This is a genomic window from Shewanella halifaxensis HAW-EB4 (assembly GCF_000019185.1).
In the GTDB taxonomy this organism is placed as follows: Bacteria; Pseudomonadota; Gammaproteobacteria; order Enterobacterales; family Shewanellaceae; genus Shewanella; species Shewanella halifaxensis.
On the sequence record NC_010334.1, the window covers coordinates 540,265 to 559,069 of the forward strand.

General features: G+C 46.2%; 12 protein-coding genes, 2 tRNA genes and 3 rRNA genes. 8 read left to right on the forward strand and 9 right to left on the reverse strand.

What is annotated here, in order from left to right:
- The first annotated feature begins 58 nt into the window (after window positions 1-58).
- On the forward strand, window positions 59-979 hold the full coding sequence (lpxC, locus tag SHAL_RS02320) for a UDP-3-O-acyl-N-acetylglucosamine deacetylase (RefSeq protein WP_012275589.1): 921 nt from the start codon (window positions 59-61) through the stop codon (window positions 977-979).
- A gap of 7 nt (window positions 980-986) precedes the next feature.
- Here lpxC and SHAL_RS02325 read toward each other — a convergent pair whose 3' ends face one another.
- Window positions 987-1,439 carry a DUF721 domain-containing protein gene (locus SHAL_RS02325; protein WP_012275590.1) on the reverse strand — a complete coding sequence of 151 codons (453 nt, stop codon included), beginning with the start codon at window positions 1,437-1,439 and terminating at the stop codon, window positions 987-989.
- A 27-nt stretch (window positions 1,440-1,466) separates the two neighbouring features.
- Between SHAL_RS02325 and SHAL_RS02330 the strand changes: the two genes are divergently transcribed.
- The 7 genes from SHAL_RS02330 to rrf all read left to right on the forward strand — a co-directional run bounded on the left by SHAL_RS02330 (window position 1,467) and on the right by rrf (window position 11,379).
- Complete coding sequence (locus tag SHAL_RS02330; protein WP_012275591.1) at window positions 1,467-2,366, forward strand: M23 family metallopeptidase; 900 nt, start codon at window positions 1,467-1,469, stop codon at window positions 2,364-2,366.
- A gap of 60 nt (window positions 2,367-2,426) precedes the next feature.
- Window positions 2,427-5,150: a preprotein translocase subunit SecA gene (secA, locus tag SHAL_RS02335; RefSeq protein WP_012275592.1), complete on the forward strand. Its 2,724-nt coding sequence runs from the start codon at window positions 2,427-2,429 to the stop codon at window positions 5,148-5,150.
- An 819-nt stretch (window positions 5,151-5,969) separates the two neighbouring features.
- Window positions 5,970-7,512 (forward strand): 16S ribosomal RNA (locus SHAL_RS02340).
- Between the two features lie 74 nt (window positions 7,513-7,586).
- Window positions 7,587-7,663, forward strand: a tRNA-Ile gene (locus tag SHAL_RS02345).
- Window positions 7,664-7,728: 65 nt separating this feature from the next.
- Window positions 7,729-7,804 (forward strand) — tRNA-Ala (locus SHAL_RS02350).
- A 375-nt stretch (window positions 7,805-8,179) separates the two neighbouring features.
- A 23S ribosomal RNA gene (locus SHAL_RS02355) occupies window positions 8,180-11,074 on the forward strand.
- Between the two features lie 189 nt (window positions 11,075-11,263).
- Window positions 11,264-11,379 (forward strand): 5S ribosomal RNA (gene rrf / locus SHAL_RS02360).
- Together the 16S, 23S and 5S rRNA genes with 2 tRNA genes alongside form the textbook arrangement of a ribosomal RNA operon.
- Window positions 11,380-12,132: 753 nt before the next feature.
- Here rrf and mutT read toward each other — a convergent pair.
- The 8 genes from mutT to SHAL_RS02400 all read right to left on the reverse strand — a co-directional run bounded on the left by mutT (window position 12,133) and on the right by SHAL_RS02400 (window position 18,725).
- Window positions 12,133-12,522, reverse strand: coding sequence for an 8-oxo-dGTP diphosphatase MutT (gene mutT / locus SHAL_RS02365; protein ID WP_012275593.1), 390 nt, complete (start codon window positions 12,520-12,522; stop codon window positions 12,133-12,135).
- A complete protein-coding gene (gene yacG / locus SHAL_RS02370; protein ID WP_012275594.1) occupies window positions 12,519-12,758 on the reverse strand; it encodes a DNA gyrase inhibitor YacG in 240 nt (79 codons plus the stop codon). The genes mutT and yacG overlap by 4 nt, the downstream gene beginning before the upstream one ends.
- Window positions 12,759-12,817: 59 nt before the next feature.
- Window positions 12,818-13,552 (reverse strand): cell division protein ZapD, encoded by a 735-nt coding sequence (zapD, locus tag SHAL_RS02375; RefSeq protein WP_012275595.1) that lies wholly within the window; start codon window positions 13,550-13,552, stop codon window positions 12,818-12,820.
- Window positions 13,553-13,560: 8 nt separating this feature from the next.
- The gene (coaE, locus tag SHAL_RS02380; RefSeq protein WP_012275596.1) at window positions 13,561-14,166 is read right to left on the reverse strand and encodes a dephospho-CoA kinase; all 606 of its coding nucleotides are present in this window, start codon (window positions 14,164-14,166) and stop codon (window positions 13,561-13,563) included.
- Between the two features lie 28 nt (window positions 14,167-14,194).
- A complete protein-coding gene (locus tag SHAL_RS02385) occupies window positions 14,195-15,106 on the reverse strand; it encodes a prepilin peptidase (protein WP_012275597.1) in 912 nt (303 codons plus the stop codon).
- Between the two features lie 77 nt (window positions 15,107-15,183).
- Window positions 15,184-16,446 carry a type II secretion system F family protein gene (locus SHAL_RS02390; RefSeq protein ID WP_012275598.1) on the reverse strand — a complete coding sequence of 421 codons (1,263 nt, stop codon included), beginning with the start codon at window positions 16,444-16,446 and terminating at the stop codon, window positions 15,184-15,186.
- A gap of 45 nt (window positions 16,447-16,491) precedes the next feature.
- Window positions 16,492-18,198 (reverse strand): type IV-A pilus assembly ATPase PilB, encoded by a 1,707-nt coding sequence (pilB, locus tag SHAL_RS02395; protein ID WP_012275599.1) that lies wholly within the window; start codon window positions 18,196-18,198, stop codon window positions 16,492-16,494.
- A gap of 74 nt (window positions 18,199-18,272) precedes the next feature.
- Entirely contained in the window at window positions 18,273-18,725 is a 453-nt protein-coding gene (locus SHAL_RS02400; RefSeq protein ID WP_012275600.1) for a pilin, read from the reverse strand.
- Between the last annotated feature and the right edge of the window lie 80 nt (window positions 18,726-18,805).

An 18,805-nucleotide genomic window follows, 5' to 3' on the forward strand; every position in this document is an offset into this window, starting at 1 on the left:
CACGACTAAAACGTGTGTAGTTAGTGCTTTTTTGTTGAGATAATAAACGGGTAAACACATGATTTTTCAAAGAACTGTCAAAGAAATGGTTAAGACTACTGGTGTTGGATTGCATTCCGGCAACAAGGTGACTTTGACCATTAAGCCCGCACCCGTTAATACCGGCATTAAGCTAGTTCGTACTGACTTATCGCCAGCAGTGGAAATCCCAGCTGTTGCCGATCAAGTGCGTGAGACGACTATGTGTACTGCTTTGGTAAATGATGACGGTGTTCGTATCTCAACAATTGAGCATCTATTTGCAGCGCTAGCCGGACTAGGTATTGATAACGCAGTTATCGAAGTTGACGCGCCTGAAATCCCGATTATGGATGGCAGTGCGAGTCCTTTTGTTTTCCTACTTCAGTCTGTAGGTATTCAAGAGCAAAGCGCAGCTAAGAAATACATTAAAATCACTAAACCTATTCGTGTTGAAGACGGTGATAAGTGGGCAGAGTTGAAACCGTTTAAAGGTTTCAGAGTCGATTTCGCAATTGACTTTAATCACCCAGAGATCGCTCGTAGTCAACAGCATATGGTTATGGATTTTTCATCGTCTGCTTTTATTAAAGATATCAGCCGTGCAAGAACCTTTGGTTTTATGCGGGATATTGAATACCTAAGAGCGAATAACCTTGCACTAGGTGGCAGCATGGAAAATGCTGTGGTACTTGACGAGTATCGCGTCCTCAACCCCGATGGCCTGCGTTATGAGGACGAGTTCGTTAAGCATAAGATCCTTGATGCCTTTGGTGACCTATATGTAGCGGGTCACGCGATTGTTGGTGAGTTCTGTGCATTTAAGACAGGACATGCACTTAATAATCAGTTAGTGCGCGCCATGCTTGCACAGCAAGACGCTTGGGAAATCGTGAGCTTTGAAAAAGAAGCCGACGCACCCGTCAGCTTCTCAGTACCTGCGGGTGCTGTATTCGCTTAATCGCGAATTAAGATTGCCTTGAACGGCTGGCTAATGCAGCCAGCCGTTTTAGTTTTACCGCTAATGTCCCTTCAGTATGTTCAGCTAATGCTTCAATATGAGCGGCGGCATTTTCACTTATCAGGTTGTGAACCACCTTGGGTTTTGTTGCATACAATAACAAGCTTGGGTTGACTTTAACCTCGATTGCGGTAAGCATGGGTAGCGTTTCGGCTTGCAGTAATTGCAGTATTTTGGGCTTTTGGAAGTTAATCCTTGCCGCCCAAGCAGCCGTAGTTGTTTCAATAACCAAGATCCCTTGGCGTAAATTGGCAACCTTTAGTTGCTCTGTCACTGGACCAGTTAGCACTTGTTTCACGTAGTGATCTAAGTGTAATAACAGTTCTGCTTTTTCAGCTAAATTGGGCATAGTCCCTTGCTGATGCAGTAATTGACTGAGATCCTGAGGGGGCTTTTTCATATGATAATAAAATGGCTTAATTAGGCTATGAGTGTAACAGTTTTTATTCAAGGTCGAAATGGTGCCACACGCTGGCAGCCAGGAAAGCGTTGGTTGCTATTGCCGATTCTGCTTATTGCAGCAGGTACGGGTCTTTATCAGCACAATGCTAAGCAACTTACACAGCAACAAGCTACTGTCGATGGCGAGCGTATGGCTCGTGAAGAACAAAAAGATGAGTTGATCGCGCTAAAGAGTGCGACAGAAACTCAACTTTCGATGTTGGTTGCCCATGTCGCTCGTATGCAAGCTAAACTCACACGCTTAGAAGTGCTGGGTCAGCAAGTTGCTCTCAATAATCAATTAGAAGATCAATTTGATTTCTCTTCAGAAGTCGGTGTTGGTGGTATCAGTGATTTAGGTACTAACATCGAACTCGATCAGCTTATCGCAGATATGGATAAGCTGGTGTCTCGAATAGATAATAATAATGTTCAGCTTTCACTACTTGAAACGGTAGCATCTAATCTCCATATAGATGAAGAACGTTATATATCTGGGCGACCAATCCACAAAGGTTGGTTATCCTCGCCCTATGGTTTACGTAATGATCCTTTCAACGGTAAAAGAACGATGCATAAAGGCATCGACTTCGCCGGAAAAGAGGGCGTCGATGTAATCGCGACAGCTGGTGGCGTAGTTACATGGGCGGACAAGATGTTTGGTTATGGTGAGTTAGTCGAAATTGATCATGGAAATGGTCTGAGTACTCGTTATGGTCATAATAAAGCTTTGTCAGTAAATGTGGGCGATGTGGTCGCTAAAGGCGATAAAATCGCTGTGATGGGAAGTACTGGGCGCTCAACAGGGCCTCATGTACACTATGAAGTGTTGCGCGGTGGACAGCAGATCGATCCGCAAAAGTATGTCTACCGAAAGGCAGGTTAATCATAAAATAGGCTTTCAGGCTCTCAAAGGGACTTGGCCAACAACATAGAAGTGGTTCAGATGTTTGGTAAATTACTGACAAAAGTATTTGGTAGTCGCAACGATCGTACACTTAAAGCATTTGGTAAAGTCGTTACTAAAATTAACGCACTAGAAGCCGAGTACGAAAAGCTATCTGATGAAGAATTAAAAGCAAAAACGCTCCACTTCCGCGAGCGTTTAGACGGTGGTGAAACATTAGAAGGCGTGTTGCCTGAAGCATTTGCTACAGTGCGTGAAGCATCGAAGCGTGTATTTGAGATGCGTCACTTCGATGTGCAGCTTATTGGTGGCATGATTCTGGATAGTAACCGTATTGCAGAAATGCGTACTGGTGAAGGTAAAACCCTTACGGCAACTTTGCCAGCTTATCTAAATGGTCTAACGGGTAAAGGCGTACACGTCATCACAGTGAACGATTACCTTGCTGGACGTGACGCTGAAAATAACCGTCCTCTTTTTGAATTCCTTGGTTTAACCGTTGGTATTAACGTTGCGGGTCTTGGTCAAGTCGAAAAGAAAGCGGCCTATGATGCAGATATTACCTACGGTACTAACAACGAATTCGGTTTTGATTACCTACGTGACAACATGGCGTTCTCGCCAAGTGAGCGCGTACAGCGTCCACTTCACTATGCTCTAATCGATGAAGTCGACTCGATTCTTATCGATGAAGCGCGTACGCCGCTAATTATTTCTGGTGCTGCCGAAGATAGCTCTGAGCTATACATCAAGATTAATACGCTGATCCCTAACCTTATCGCGCAAGATAAAGAAGATACTGAAGATGAGATTGGTGTAGGTGATTACTCTGTCGATGAGAAGTCAAAGCAAGTACACATGACCGAACGTGGTCAAGAGAAGGTTGAAGTCTTATTGACTGAGCGCGGCATGCTAGCCGAAGGTGACTCACTCTATTCAGCGGCTAACATCTCTTTATTACATCATGTGAACGCAGCACTACGCGCGCATACCCTGTTTGAAAAAGACGTAGACTACATCGTTCAAGATAACGAAGTAGTTATTGTTGATGAACATACTGGTCGTACAATGCCTGGTCGTCGTTGGTCAGAAGGTCTGCATCAAGCGGTAGAAGCTAAAGAAGGGGTTCATATTCAAAATGAAAACCAAACTTTGGCATCGATTACTTTCCAGAATTTCTTCCGTCAGTATGAAAAGCTTGCCGGTATGACAGGTACTGCTGACACTGAAGCGTTCGAATTCCAGCACATTTACGGACTTGATACCGTTGTTGTTCCGACTAACCGTCCGATGGTTCGTAAGGATCATGCGGATCTGGTTTATCTTACAGCTGAAGAGAAGTATGCCGCTATCGTTAAAGATATCGTTGGCTGCCGTGAACGTGGACAACCCGTATTGGTCGGTACAGTTTCGATTGAACAATCGGAACTGTTACACAGCTTACTGAAGAAAGAAAAGATCCCGCATGAGATCTTGAACGCTAAGTTCCACGAACGTGAAGCGGATATTGTTGCTCAAGCGGGTCGAACCGGTGCGGTAACGGTTGCAACTAACATGGCAGGTCGTGGTACAGATATCGTGTTAGGCGGTAACTGGAACATGGAAATTGAAGTGTTAGCTAATCCGACAACTGAGCAGAAAGCTAAGATCAAGGCTGACTGGCAAATTCGTCACGATGAAGTGGTTGGCGCAGGTGGTTTACATATTTTAGGTACTGAGCGTCACGAATCTCGCCGTATCGATAACCAGTTACGTGGTCGTTCTGGTCGTCAAGGTGATGCCGGTTCATCTCGTTTCTATCTATCTATGGAAGATAGCTTAATGCGTATCTTTGCTTCTGACCGTGTGTCTTCAATGATGAAGAAGCTAGGTATGGAAGAAGGTGAAGCGATTGAGCATCCATGGGTGTCACGCGCTATCGAAAACGCACAACGTAAAGTTGAGGCGCGTAACTTTGACATTCGTAAGCAGTTACTTGAGTTTGACGATGTTGCTAACGACCAACGTCAGGTAGTTTATGCGCAGCGTAACGAGCTGATGGATGCTGATAGCATCCAAGATACGATTACCAATATTCAGGAAGATGTGGTTAATGGTCTAGTCGATCAGTATATCCCACGCCAGTCTGTAGAAGAGCTTTGGGACATAGAAGGCCTAGAGCAGCGTCTTAAGCAAGAATATGCAATGAGCTTACCTATCCAAGAGTGGTTAGATAAAGAAGACGACCTACACGAAGAAACATTACGTGAGCGTATCGTTGATACTTGGGTTAATGCATATAAAGCCAAAGAAGAGATGGTAGGCGAGCAAGTTCTACGTCAATTCGAAAAAGCAGTAATGCTGCAAACGCTAGATGGCCTGTGGAAAGAGCACCTTTCTGCGATGGATCATTTACGTCAAGGTATCCACTTACGTGGCTATGCACAGAAGAATCCAAAGCAAGAATATAAGCGTGAATCGTTTGAGCTGTTCCAGCAGATGCTTGAATCACTAAAGCATGATGTGATTAGTATCTTGTCTAAAGTACAGGTACAGGCTCAATCTGATGTTGAAGAGATGGAAGAGCGTCGCCGTCAAGAAGATGCAAAGATCCGTCGTGACTATCAACATGCAGAAGCTGAAGCGTTAGTTGGTGCAGAGGAAAGTGCAGCATTAGCGGCCACTCAGCCTACAGTACGTGACGGTGAGAAAATTGGCCGTAACGATCCATGCCCTTGTGGTTCTGGTAAGAAGTACAAGCAATGCCATGGCAAGCTTAGCTAATATAGCAAATGTATACTGAAGAAAAGGGTGACTCATTGAGTCGCCCTTTTTTATTGCTCGAAATTGAATTTAGTGAAATTAGCTATTACAGAGCTCATTGGCAGTTTAAAGAAAGTTAAGCTATATATATTGGCTAGGTTATTGCGGACTTATACGCTGAAGAGTGACTAGAGGTTATGTATTAAGAGTATTAGCGATATTTAGGAAATGAGTTTGAACCGCTTTAAAGTGCGAAAAACAGGCTCTTTTGAAGATAGCTGTGGATAACTCTGAGAGTAACTGGTGATTAAGTTGTGTCTAATTAAAAACATTGAAAAAAGACGAGAAATTAATGAAAAAGCACTTGCGCTCTTTTCGAATCTCCCTATAATGCGACCCCACTGACACGGTGAAGCAGGCAACTAGCCAAGCAAACAGTGTTAGAGAGATTAACCTCTACGGAGATTAGCCTCAGGTGACAAACGCTTTAAGAGCTTCGGGTTTTGACTTCTGCTTAAGAAATCAGCGCTTGAAAAACTTCTTAAAATAAGCGCTTGACGCCGCCACTGGAGAGTGTAGAATACGCCTCCTCAAGCCAACGACCTAGCGTCTTAGGCTGCTAACTGAAAGACTTGTTCTTAATAGGATTAGCACCGCTCTTTAACAATATGACAAGCAAATCTGTGTGGACACTCACAGAGATTAAGTTATTCGAAATTGCCTCTCACGAGGCAATCAAAAAATTACTTAATGAATGAGTGTTCATAGCAATATGTAATACAGAATTCGTTGAGCCGCTGATTTAGCCTTACTTGTAAGGTGGAAGAAGCAAAAAAACTTTAATTGAAGAGTTTGATCATGGCTCAGATTGAACGCTGGCGGCAGGCCTAACACATGCAAGTCGAGCGGTAACACAAGGGAGCTTGCTCCTGAGGTGACGAGCGGCGGACGGGTGAGTAATGCCTAGGTATCTGCCCAGTCGAGGGGGATAACAGTTGGAAACGACTGCTAATACCGCATACGCCCTACGGGGGAAAGGAGGGGACCTTCGGGCCTTCCGCGATTGGATGAACCTAGGTGGGATTAGCTAGTTGGTGGGGTAATGGCTCACCAAGGCGACGATCCCTAGCTGGTCTGAGAGGATGATCAGCCACACTGGAACTGAGACACGGTCCAGACTCCTACGGGAGGCAGCAGTGGGGAATATTGCACAATGGGCGAAAGCCTGATGCAGCCATGCCGCGTGTGTGAAGAAGGCCTTCGGGTTGTAAAGCACTTTCAGCGAGGAGGAAAGCTCAAGCGTTAATAGCGTTTGGGTGTGACGTTACTCGCAGAAGAAGCACCGGCTAACTTCGTGCCAGCAGCCGCGGTAATACGAGGGGTGCAAGCGTTAATCGGAATTACTGGGCGTAAAGCGTACGCAGGCGGTTTGTTAAGCAAGATGTGAAAGCCCCGGGCTCAACCTGGGAACTGCATTTTGAACTGGCAAACTAGAGTCTTGTAGAGGGGGGTAGAATTTCAGGTGTAGCGGTGAAATGCGTAGAGATCTGAAGGAATACCGGTGGCGAAGGCGGCCCCCTGGACAAAGACTGACGCTCAGGTACGAAAGCGTGGGGAGCAAACAGGATTAGATACCCTGGTAGTCCACGCCGTAAACGATGTCTACTCGGAGTTTGGTGTCTTGAACACTGGGCTCTCAAGCTAACGCATTAAGTAGACCGCCTGGGGAGTACGGCCGCAAGGTTAAAACTCAAATGAATTGACGGGGGCCCGCACAAGCGGTGGAGCATGTGGTTTAATTCGATGCAACGCGAAGAACCTTACCTACTCTTGACATCCAGAGAATTCGCTAGAGATAGCTTAGTGCCTTCGGGAACTCTGAGACAGGTGCTGCATGGCTGTCGTCAGCTCGTGTTGTGAAATGTTGGGTTAAGTCCCGCAACGAGCGCAACCCTTATCCTTATTTGCCAGCACGTAATGGTGGGAACTTTAGGGAGACTGCCGGTGATAAACCGGAGGAAGGTGGGGACGACGTCAAGTCATCATGGCCCTTACGAGTAGGGCTACACACGTGCTACAATGGTCGGTACAGAGGGTTGCGAAGCCGCGAGGTGGAGCTAATCTCACAAAGCCGGTCGTAGTCCGGATCGGAGTCTGCAACTCGACTCCGTGAAGTCGGAATCGCTAGTAATCGTAGATCAGAATGCTACGGTGAATACGTTCCCGGGCCTTGTACACACCGCCCGTCACACCATGGGAGTGGGCTGCACCAGAAGTAGATAGCTTAACCTTCGGGAGGGCGTTTACCACGGTGTGGTTCATGACTGGGGTGAAGTCGTAACAAGGTAGCCCTAGGGGAACCTGGGGCTGGATCACCTCCTTACCTATACGACTAACTTGATAGTTGTTGAGTGTTCACACAGATATGCTTGTCGTAAAGAAAGAGCAAATTACGTTGGGTCTGTAGCTCAGCTGGTTAGAGCGCACCCCTGATAAGGGTGAGGTCGGTGGTTCAAGTCCACTCTGACCCACCAAAATCTTTATTTTCTCCTAAAGAAAGATTTTGTTTTAACGTAAATTTGTTTGACTGCATGTAAATGGGGCTATAGCTCAGCTGGGAGAGCGCCTGCCTTGCACGCAGGAGGTCTGCGGTTCGATCCCGCATAGCTCCACCATTTACATCTTTCTCTTCAATAAGAGTAAGACATATGCACAGGTAAGAGATGCCAAAGATAAATGCAGAATTTATCTTTGGCTTTTTTAAGCCCGCTCTTTAAAAATTTGGAAAGCTGATAGTGTTAATCTGAAAGGGATAACGACTACGATTTATCGTGTTGTTATTTATAGGATTAGCGCGAAATTAAAAAATTGAGTTCTATAAACACTTAACATTAAGTGTCTTAGCTCGTTGTTTAACATTAAGTTGTTGAGTGATGAGATAAAAATTCTAATTTTGGCGAAAGTAGAAACCATTAGTTACAGTACGGCTGTGTTGAGCTTACCCGCTCAAGACAACGAGTATATCTCATAGAGACTTATTTGGGTTGTATGGTTAAGTGACTAAGCGTATATGGTGGATGCCTTGGCAGTCAGAGGCGATGAAGGACGTAGTAACTTGCGAAAAGCGTTGGCGAGCTAGTAACAAGCATTTGAGCTAACGATGTCCGAATGGGGAAACCCACATGCATAAGCATGTATCACTACATGAATACATAGTGTAGTGAGGCGAACCCGGGGAACTGAAACATCTAAGTACCCGGAGGAAAAGAAATCAACCGAGATTCCCCTAGTAGCGGCGAGCGAACGGGGATTAGCCCTTAAGCGTAGAGGGTGTTAGTGGAATGTGTTGGAAAGCACAGCGGCACAGGGTGATAGCCCCGTACATGAAAACTAACTTTACGTGAAAACGAGTAGGACGGGACACGTGACATCCTGTTTGAACATGGGGGGACCATCCTCCAAGGCTAAATACTCCTGACTGACCGATAGTGAACCAGTACCGTGAGGGAAAGGCGAAAAGAACCCCTGTGAGGGGAGTGAAATAGAACCTGAAACCGTATACGTACAAGCAGTGGGAGCGGTTCTTGAGACCGTGACTGCGTACCTTTTGTATAATGGGTCAGCGACTTACATTTTGTAGCAAGGTTAAGCGAATAGCGGAGCCGTAGGGAAACCGAGTGTTAACTGCGCGTTTAGTTGCAAGGTGTAGACCCGAAACCCGGTGATCTAGCCATGGGCAGGTTGAAGATTGAGTAACATCAATTGGAGGACCGAACACACGTATGTTGAAAAATGCGGTGATGACTTGTGGCTGGGGGTGAAAGGCCAATCAAACCGGGAGATATCTGGTTCTCCTCGAAAGCTATTTAGGTAGCGCCTCGTACGAATACCATTGGGGGTAGAGCACTGTTAAGGCTAGGGGGTCATCCCGACTTACCAACCCTTTGCAAACTCCGAATACCAATGAGTACTATACGGGAGACACACGGCGGGTGCTAACGTCCGTCGTGAAAAGGGAAACAACCCAGACCATCAGCTAAGGTCCCAAAGTTATTGCTAAGTGGGAAACGATGTGGGAAGGCTTAGACAGCTAGGATGTTGGCTTAGAAGCAGCCATCATTTAAAGAAAGCGTAATAGCTCACTAGTCGAGTCGGCCTGCGCGGAAGATTTAACGGGGCTAAGCAATACACCGAAGCTATGGGTACTAGTGCTTGCACTAGTGCGGTAGAGGAGCGTTCTGTAAGCCGTTGAAGGTGAAGGGGTAACCCACGCTGGAGGTATCAGAAGTGCGAATGCTGACATGAGTAACGATAAAGGGGGTGAAAAACCCCCTCGCCGAAAGACCAAGGGTTCCTGTCCAACGTTAATCGGGGCAGGGTGAGTCGACCCCTAAGGCGAGGCCGAAAGGCGTAGTCGATGGGAAACGGGTTAATATTCCCGTACTTCTGCTAACTGCGATGGAGAGACGGAGAAGGCTAGGCTAGCGCGGCGTTGGTTGTCCGCGTTTAAGGTTGTAGGCTGTACACTTAGGCAAATCCGGGTGTACTTAAGGCTGAGAACTGATGACGAGTCACTAAGGTGATGAAGTAGTTGATGCCATGCTTCCAGGAAAATCTTCTAAGCTTCAGGTTAGTAGGAATCGTACCCCAAACCGACACAGGTGGTCGGGTAGAGAATACTAAGGCGCTTGAGAGAACTCGGCTGAAGGAACTAGGCAAAATGGTACCGTAACTTCGGGAGAAGGTACGCTCTTAGTGGTGATGGGACTTGCTCCCTAAGCTGCCGAGAGTCGCAGATACCAGGTGGCTGCAACTGTTTATCAAAAACACAGTACTGTGCAAACTCGCAAGAGGAAGTATACGGTATGACGCCTGCCCGGTGCCGGAAGGTTAATTGATTGGGTTATCTTCGGAGAAGCTCATGATCGAAGCCCCGGTAAACGGCGGCCGTAACTATAACGGTCCTAAGGTAGCGAAATTCCTTGTCGGGTAAGTTCCGACCTGCACGAATGGCGTAATGATGGCCACGCTGTCTCCAGCCGAGACTCAGTGAAGTTGAAATTGCGGTGAAGATGCCGTATACCCGCGGCTAGACGGAAAGACCCCGTGAACCTTTACTATAGCTTGGCACTGAACATTGAACCTACATGTGTAGGATAGGTGGGAGACTTTGAAGCTTCGTCGCTAGATGGAGTGGAGTCAATCTTGAAATACCACCCTTGTAGTTTTGATGTTCTAACCGCGGCCCCTGAATCGGGGTTCGGGACAGTGCCTGGTGGGTAGTTTGACTGGGGCGGTCTCCTCCCAAAGAGTAACGGAGGAGCACGAAGGTTGGCTAAGTACGGTCGGACATCGTACGGTTAGTGCAATGGCATAAGCCAGCTTAACTGCGAGACATACACGTCGAGCAGGTACGAAAGTAGGTCATAGTGATCCGGTGGTTCTGTATGGAAGGGCCATCGCTCAACGGATAAAAGGTACTCCGGGGATAACAGGCTGATACCGCCCAAGAGTTCATATCGACGGCGGTGTTTGGCACCTCGATGTCGGCTCATCACATCCTGGGGCTGAAGTCGGTCCCAAGGGTATGGCTGTTCGCCATTTAAAGTGGTACGCGAGCTGGGTTCAGAACGTCGTGAGACAGTTCGGTCCCTATCTGCCGTGGGCGTTGGATGATTGAAGGAAGCTGCTCCTAGTACGAGAGGACCGGAGTGGACGAACCGCTGGTGTTCGGGTTGTTATGCCAATAGCATTGCCCGGTAGCTACGTTCGGAATCGATAACCGCTGAAAGCATCTAAGCGGGAAGCGAGTCCTAAGATGAGTCATCCCTAGGAATTTAATTCCTCTAAAGAGCCGTTCGAGACTAGGACGTTGATAGGCAAGGTGTGTAAGCGTTGTGAGGCGTTGAGCTAACTTGTACTAATGACTCGTGAGGCTTAACCATACAACCCTGATGGGTTTTATGAGACTGATGTTTTTACATCATCAAAATTAGAACAAACTCTGAAAAGAGTGACACTTAATGTGTGTTCGAACTCAAAACTTAATTTCAGTTTACTTGCTCCGGCGAGTAACAGCTTTTCAAACTTTTTTACCTTTAGTTTTTTAAAAACTGAAAGTAAAGCAGAATTTGTCTGGAAACCATAGAGTTGTGGCACCACCTGAATCCATTCCGAACTCAGAAGTGAAACGCAATATCGCCGATGGTAGTGTGGGGTCTCCCCATGTGAGAGTAGGTCATTTCCAGACGCCTATTTTACTCGTTAAGAGTAGTGAAAAAGCCACCTTATTAAGGTGGCTTTTTTGCGTTTGGGTTTTATAAGCCTCCAACGTTGCTTTCCACAGCCAATTTCAATGTAGGCAGGTGGTTTTCCACTTAAGCACGTACGTGCAATGCCTACTCCCGATGTCGACCCGCCGCTGAGCGGGGTCCCCGGCTACGAAGACAAGCTTCTCCGCGTTCAAGCAAGGCTGAATACTGCGTATTCAAAACGCCCTACTTTCACCCCCATGTGTTTGCTGCGCGAACCGATTCGGTCATTTCCAGGCGCCACTTTTATTTCACTTTTGTAAAAGTGAAGACAAAACAGGATTCTCGAAAGAGAATCGATAAAGCCCGTTGCTAACGCAATAGGCTTTTTTAGTATAAGCGCTTGGCTAAACCATTTAGGTTGTTTATAGCACTCGCTATATCCTATACCAATTGCATTAAATATTTAATCAATTCAGAAGCGCTCAAGCTTTTCAATTCAAGGCGTATGGACGAAAGAATGGTTATTCCCTTATGAGTCGATGCAAAGCAGAAGTGGAATGCTTGAGCGCTTCCCACTGAATGAACAGATACTTAATGCAATTGGTATTACAGATTAAGAAAAAGAATGAGCTAGAGCATTAGAGTGGGACGCTAGAACCTGTAGAGGGATGATTATGGCTATTGCTGACCATAGGGTAAAGCAGAGCCACTTTTGTGGCTCAGGGCTGTTTATGGCTCAAGGCTGTTTGTTAGCCGAGGATTTTTTCTAAAATAGCTTTATTGGCTTCTGGGAACTCGTACTGCCGGAGTTGTGCTTTCTCAACCCAGCTGACTTGTTGGCCCTCAAGGCCTTTTGCTTCGCCGCTAAAATTGGTCACCCAATGGATATCTAAGAAGACTTGTTTATCACCATAGTCATGGTGGATTTCCATTAGAGGAAAAGTTTCTACGACATCTAGGTTTACTTCCTCTTTAAGCTCTCTGATTAGCGCCTGAGAGGTCGTTTCTGAATCTTCAACTTTACCACCTGGGAATTCCCACTTTCCTCCTTGGTGAAGGTGTTCTGGGCGTTTCGCTATGAGGATTCGATTATCTGAGTCTTGAATAACACCAACGGCAACATGAATTTGCTGGCTCATTGGTTTTTGTCATCCTTAAAAGGATTTTCATCAAGGAAAAAATCGGCTTCATCATAACCTAATTGATCTAGCATCTCAGGATCGAACTCAGATTTGACTGGAATAACATTTTTCTCTGACGCCCAATCTCCAAGATCGATCAGTTTACAACGCTCACTGCAAAAAGGCTTAAATTCAGAGTCAGCACTCCAAGTTACAGGTGCTTGGCATGTTGGGCATTTTACGGTTAAAGACATAATGAACCTTGTCAGTTAGGGGGCTGACGCTTAAAAGTGTATTAGTAGATTTTAAAGTGTTAGCTGCAGGTTGCCAACTCGAATTCGATAGCTTGGTCAGAATGTTTCTGTTGATCAAACTGTACAAAGTGGATTGCGTAGCGGTTTCTATGGCCGCTTATGGTTGGATAACAGCCTTGCTCCGCTGAGAGCTTGACTCGTATTAGAGATAAGGCCTGCTCACTACTACCTTGATAAAAGCCCCCGCTTGCCTGTTTTACTTGGTATTCCGTTGTCTGTCTGGTTAAATCTAGAAGTAAATTTACAGGTGCAAGTAAGCTCGCAAAGTGGCCTACCCAATCTTGATATTCACTCTGGCGAACTTCCCAAGGTTTAGCTAACCAGTAATGGAGCTGTGGCAAGTCGAAATTACAACTGGCACCGGGCATATTGAACCTTTGCCTTAGGGCTGATAGGAAACGATCTTGCTTTAACTCGTGGCCGGGCCGTTGAGAGGCTTGTAATATGTCTCTGCAAGTACTTAATTTTGAGATATATAGTTCAACTTGCTCATCATTTATTGAAGGCAGTGATTGCCATTTTGATAATGCAAATAGTTGTCTATCTAAGTCCTTGATGACTTCGCCACGGTAATCACAACGCTCGGTGAGTTCGCATAAAGAGAAGAGAGGGTAAAAACAACGGTGCTGATGATCTTGATCTAGGTTAGCCTGTAGCTGTTGTGCCAAGTATTCTAGGCGCAGGTAGCTACGAGTTTTTTCGTTCAAAGGCTGTTCATAGATCAATTCAGTCATGGCGTTATTCAAGAATTACTGGATAATTTTAAATAAAAGTTATGTAGTGCTTCTACCTTGCACTTTAACGCCGATATCTCTCCTTGATTGTCTATGACATCATCAGCTTTTGACAGTTTCTCAGCTCTTGAAGCCTGACTGCCTATTATATTTTTAACTTGTTGAGCGCTAACGGTATCTCTGCTTATGGTTCTTTGTTGCTGCAGGTCCGGCGAAATATCCACCAAGAGCGTTCGATCTACTAAACTATCTAACCCGTTCTCAAATAGCAAGGGCACAATCATAATTACATAGCTTGATTGTGCTTGTTTGCACTGTTGAAGCATGGTTTCTCTAATCATCGGGTGTAATAGATTGTTTAGCCAGACACGCTCGCTATCTTCCTCAAAAATCTTTTCCCTTAGCATTGAGCGATTTAAATTGCCGTCACTCAATAGAACAGTATTACCGAAGTGCTTAACAATCTCACTAAGGCCTGTAGAGCCTTTAGCTACCACATCGCGGGAGATGATATCGGCATCAACCAGAGTGATGCCAAGTCTTGCAAAAAGGTTGGCAACGGTGGTTTTACCGCTACCAATGCCACCTGTTAGTCCAACTATATAGTCAGCCATCGCTGTTCCTTAATTCCTTAAATGGCCTTTATAGGGTAGACAGGTACCAATTGGTAATACTCTCACCCCAGATCATGGCAATCCAGCCTGCGGCTGCGATATATGGCCCAAACGGAATCGGGTTACCGTGGTTTAATTTCTTGAAAACGATAAGTGCGATACCCACTACGGCGCCAACAAGTGATGAAAGTAAGATAACCAGCGGTAACACTTGCCAGCCAAACCAAGCACCAAATACCGCTAGCAGCTTGAAGTCACCATAACCCATACCATCCTTACCCGTTAGCAGCTTGAACAGCCAGAAAACGCTCCATAGGCTCAAGTAACCTGCTGCGGCGCCAATTAAGGCATCGGATGTGGTCGCAAAGGTGCCACTCAAGTTAATGATAAGCCCCAGCCATAATAACGGCAGGGTAATTTGGTCGGGTAATAACATCTCGTCTAGATCTATGCCTGTTAAGGCAACAAGACAAAAAGTCAGTAAACTGGTTAGCGCAAACTCTAAGGTTGGACCAAAGTGCCAGGCTAAGAAGGCGACTAAAGCGCCTGTGATAAGCTCGACAATAGGGTAACGAGGTGAGATTTTTGTGCTACATGTGGCGCATTTGCCCTTAAGCATTAACCAACCTAGGATCGGCAGGTTGTGTACCGCCTTGATATTGGCTTTACACTTTGGGCAGGCAGAACCCGGCACGACCAGGTTGTACTTTTCAGGGAAAGCATCGATTGGCGCTTCGAGCTGCTTTTTGTTGCTATCGAACACCTCTTTTTTATATTCACTGAGGTAGTGATTACACTCTTGCTGCCAATCACGCTTCATCATCACCGGCATACGGTGAATCACTACATTTAAAAAGCTGCCGATAACGGCGGCGAAGACAAAGCTTAACGCGATAAAAAGCCAAGGATTCTGGCCAAAAACAGAAATTAGTTCAGTCATTATTTTTCTTAAATTCTAAAAGCGACCAAGATTATGATTGGCTCGCTAGGGTGAATGCGGTTGAGATTTTCGATTCATCATCCTACTACATTACCCATTTCGAAAATAGGTAGGTACATACCCACAATAAGGCCGCCTACCACGGTACCGATAACCACCATCATAACGGGCTCGATTAGGCTTGATAAGCCATCGACGGCATCATCGACCTGCATTTCGTAGATATTAGCGACTTTATTGAGCATATTATCAAGTGATCCCGACTCTTCACCGATCATCACCATCTGGATCAGCATGTCGGGAAACAACCCCGTGGTGCGCATGGCGACATTCATCTGCATGCCCGACATCACTTCGGTGCGAATTTTTAAAATAGCTTTACGATAGACCGCATTACCCGATGCGCCTGCTGCCGACTCTAGACCATCGATTAACGGCACACCAGCGGCAAAGGTGGTTGCTAGGGTGCGAGCGAAACGTGCCATGGCGCCTTTGTGCAAGATATCGCCGATGGCAGGTATTTTTAGTACAAACTCATCCACCCTATCCCTGAATTTTTGTGAATTAAGGTGCGCGCGCCTAAAGCTCCAAATGCCAACGATAATGGCGATCACAAAGATGTACCAAGAAGCCTGTAGCCAGCGAGATATGCTAATGATGAATTGTGTAAATGCAGGGAGTTCTGCGCCAAAGCCGTTAAAAATATCCTCAAACTGGGGAACGACAAATAGCAGCAGTAAGGCTGTTACCATAATAGCGACGATAACCACGGCGGCGGGGTAGAACATCGCCTTCTTAATTTTTGATTTTAGTGCCTCAGATTTTTCTCGGTAAGTCGCAATTCTGTCAAATACCGCATCCAGTGAGCCGGAGTGTTCACCCGCTGCGACCAGATCGACATAGAGATCATCAAAATATTTTCTATGGGGTCTTAAAGAGTCAGAGAGAGGTATGCCCGATTGTACATCGTTGACGATGGTGGCAAGTAGTTCTCGCATCTTGGCTTTTTCATGGCCTTTACCAAGCAGCTCGAGAGTCGTCACAATAGGTACGCCTGCAGCCAGCATGGTGGCTATCTGGCGAGTCATCATGGCGATATCCATGGGTTTGATTTTTTTCTCTGACTTAAACAGCGGTGCCGACTTTTTACGAACGTTTTTTGGAACGACACCTTGAGCTTTAAGTTGTGCACGGATCTCGGCGCTCGATACGCCTCTTAGCTCGCCAGATGTTTTAGCGCCATCGCGATTGGTGCCTTTCCACTGAAAGGTGAGGACTTTGGGTTGGTTTTTTGTTTTCTTGGCACTGGGCTTTTTAGTTTTCATTGTTGCCGTCGCCATAAGGTATCCTTTTGATATATGGTGTTATCGTTAAAATAGGAGGGACTAAAAACTGGTGACACGGTTTATTTCAGCGATACTGGTAACACCTTGAATCACCTTTAACAGTCCAGAATCCCGCAGGTCGCGCATCCCCTGATGTTTGGCTTGCTTAAGAATTTGCAGTGAATTGCCGCCCTCCATGATGGTTCGGGCTATCTCATCTGACATCTTCATCACCTCATAGATACCGACTCGGCCTTTATAGCCGCCGGAGCATTGATCGCAGCCTACAGGTTTGTGGGGGGTGATCCCGGCATCGACTTGCTGTTGGTTAAACCCTAGTTTTAGTAGTTCTGCTGCGGGGATATCTTCCGGTGCCTTACAATTAGGGCAGAGGCGCCTGGATAATCGCTGGGCAATAATCAGGTTGACCGAGCTGGCGATATTATAGCCGGGAACGCCCATGTTGATTAATCGCGTCAGAGTCTCGGCTGCAGAGTTGGTGTGCAGTGTCGACAATACCAAGTGACCGGTTTGCGCCGCCTTGATGGCAATCTCTGCGGTCTCCAAGTCTCGGATTTCACCCACCATCACCACATCGGGATCTTGACGTAGGAATGAGCGCAGCGCCGAGGCGAAGGTTAAGCCCGCCTTTAAATTAATATGAACCTGATTGACCCCTTCGAGGTTGATCTCGACCGGATCTTCGGCGGTAGAGATATTGCGCTCTTCGGTATTGAGAATATTGAGGCCAGTATAAAGCGATACCGTCTTACCCGAGCCGGTAGGGCCGGTGACGAGGATCATCCCCTGAGGTTTTTGCAGCATCTCTTCGTACAATAATCTTTGGTCTTCCTCATAGCCGAGCTTCTCGATACCTAATTGCGCCGAAGACGAGTCCAAGATACGCATTACTATCTTCTCGCCCCAGATAGTGGGCAGGGTGCTGACACGAAAGTCGATGGACTTGGTGCGCGACAGCTTCATCTTGATACGACCATCTTGCGGTACGCGGCGCTCGGCGATATCAAGTTTTGACATCACCTTTAAGCGCGCCGAGATGCGGCCGGAAAGATTAACTGGCGGTTCGGAGACTTCATGCAAGATACCGTCGATGCGAAAGCGGATGCGGTAGCGTTTCTCGTAGGGCTCGAAATGCAAGTCTGATGCGCCCTTACGGATGGCATCGGTGAGAATTTTATTGATATAGATGACAATCGGCGCATCATCTTTGCCACTATTTTCCTCTTCATCACGCTTATCGGTATCGGTGACCTCTATACCTGCAAGGGATTCTTCGTCTATACCATCGAGATCCAGCGCACTGATATCCTCTTCAAGAATAGTTTCAAGTGCCTTAATCAGCTTATCGTCTTCAACCAGAATGGCTTCGGCGTGCAGGCCAGCACTGAATTGAAAGTCTTCCAACGCTGCAATATTGGTGGGATCAGATGTAGCGATATAGAGGCGGTTACCGCGTTTAAATAGCGGCAGGCATTTGTGCTTCTCGATCAGCTTCTTATTGAGAAACTCTTCAGGAATGGAACCAATATCGAATTCATCGAGGTCGAGTAGCGGTGTGCCGTACTCTTCATAGCAGAGCTCGGCGATATCCCGTGCTGAGATCAGTTTATTGCTGATGATAGTGCTGACGAGCGATGTCTTATGTTTACGTGAGGTGGATATTGCCGATGCGATCTGCTCTTCGCTAAGTAATCCTTTGCGAATAAAGAGAGTAGATAGTCCTAGGTGGAGACCTGTTGTAGGCATAAAATATTGTATCGCTTAAAAGTAATGAAAGGATAACCAAAATTTATTGTGGTTATCCTTTCATCTAAGCTTTCTTAGAATTCTGAACACCAGCCTTTATCTATACAACTTGGGGTAGTTGTTGAAGTTGCAGTCCATGTTAGTACTGTCTCTCCATCTGCAATTGTAGGTGTTGCTATATAGTTAGCTGAATCTACACCTGCTGTACCTACAGCGGTAATAACGCCATTTGCAATCCCCATAGTATCGAGGTTTTCATAAGTAGTTGTAACGACAGCTGCTGGAATACCTCTATAGCCAGCATCACAATTTGCCAGCGCCCCTTCTGTTTGGAAGCAAAGTTCCACAGCAGATCTTGCTGCACCAACAGATGTCACAACTTCAGCAAATTTAGCTTTCTTTGTGTAATCCTGATAAGCAGGCAATGCAATCGCTGCCAAAATACCGATAATCGCAACTACGATCATTAATTCAATTAGGGTGAAGCCCTTAGCGTTATTCATGTTTGATTTCATCATGCTTTTCATGTCTATCTCCATTAGAAAGCGGTTATATCAGTAAGCTAGTGCTTCAACCCTGCTCGATGCTCCTGCGCTAGCATGTCGCG

What these genes read in the sequence shown, in the direction of transcription:
- lpxC (WP_012275589.1), top strand. Translation starts at nt 59, where the DNA reads ATGATTTTTCAAAGAACTGTCAAAGAAATGGTTAAGACTACTGGTGTT.
- SHAL_RS02325 (WP_012275590.1), bottom strand. Translation starts at nt 1,439, where the DNA reads ATGAAAAAGCCCCCTCAGGATCTCAGTCAATTACTGCATCAGCAAGGG.
- SHAL_RS02330 (WP_012275591.1), top strand. Translation starts at nt 1,467, where the DNA reads ATGAGTGTAACAGTTTTTATTCAAGGTCGAAATGGTGCCACACGCTGG.
- secA (WP_012275592.1), top strand. Translation starts at nt 2,427, where the DNA reads ATGTTTGGTAAATTACTGACAAAAGTATTTGGTAGTCGCAACGATCGT.
- mutT (WP_012275593.1), bottom strand. Translation starts at nt 12,522, where the DNA reads ATGAGCCAGCAAATTCATGTTGCCGTTGGTGTTATTCAAGACTCAGAT.
- yacG (WP_012275594.1), bottom strand. Translation starts at nt 12,758, where the DNA reads ATGTCTTTAACCGTAAAATGCCCAACATGCCAAGCACCTGTAACTTGG.
- zapD (WP_012275595.1), bottom strand. Translation starts at nt 13,552, where the DNA reads ATGACTGAATTGATCTATGAACAGCCTTTGAACGAAAAAACTCGTAGC.
- coaE (WP_012275596.1), bottom strand. Translation starts at nt 14,166, where the DNA reads ATGGCTGACTATATAGTTGGACTAACAGGTGGCATTGGTAGCGGTAAA.
- SHAL_RS02385 (WP_012275597.1), bottom strand. Translation starts at nt 15,106, where the DNA reads ATGACTGAACTAATTTCTGTTTTTGGCCAGAATCCTTGGCTTTTTATC.
- SHAL_RS02390 (WP_012275598.1), bottom strand. Translation starts at nt 16,446, where the DNA reads ATGGCGACGGCAACAATGAAAACTAAAAAGCCCAGTGCCAAGAAAACA.
- pilB (WP_012275599.1), bottom strand. Translation starts at nt 18,198, where the DNA reads ATGCCTACAACAGGTCTCCACCTAGGACTATCTACTCTCTTTATTCGC.
- SHAL_RS02400 (WP_012275600.1), bottom strand. Translation starts at nt 18,725, where the DNA reads ATGAAAAGCATGATGAAATCAAACATGAATAACGCTAAGGGCTTCACC.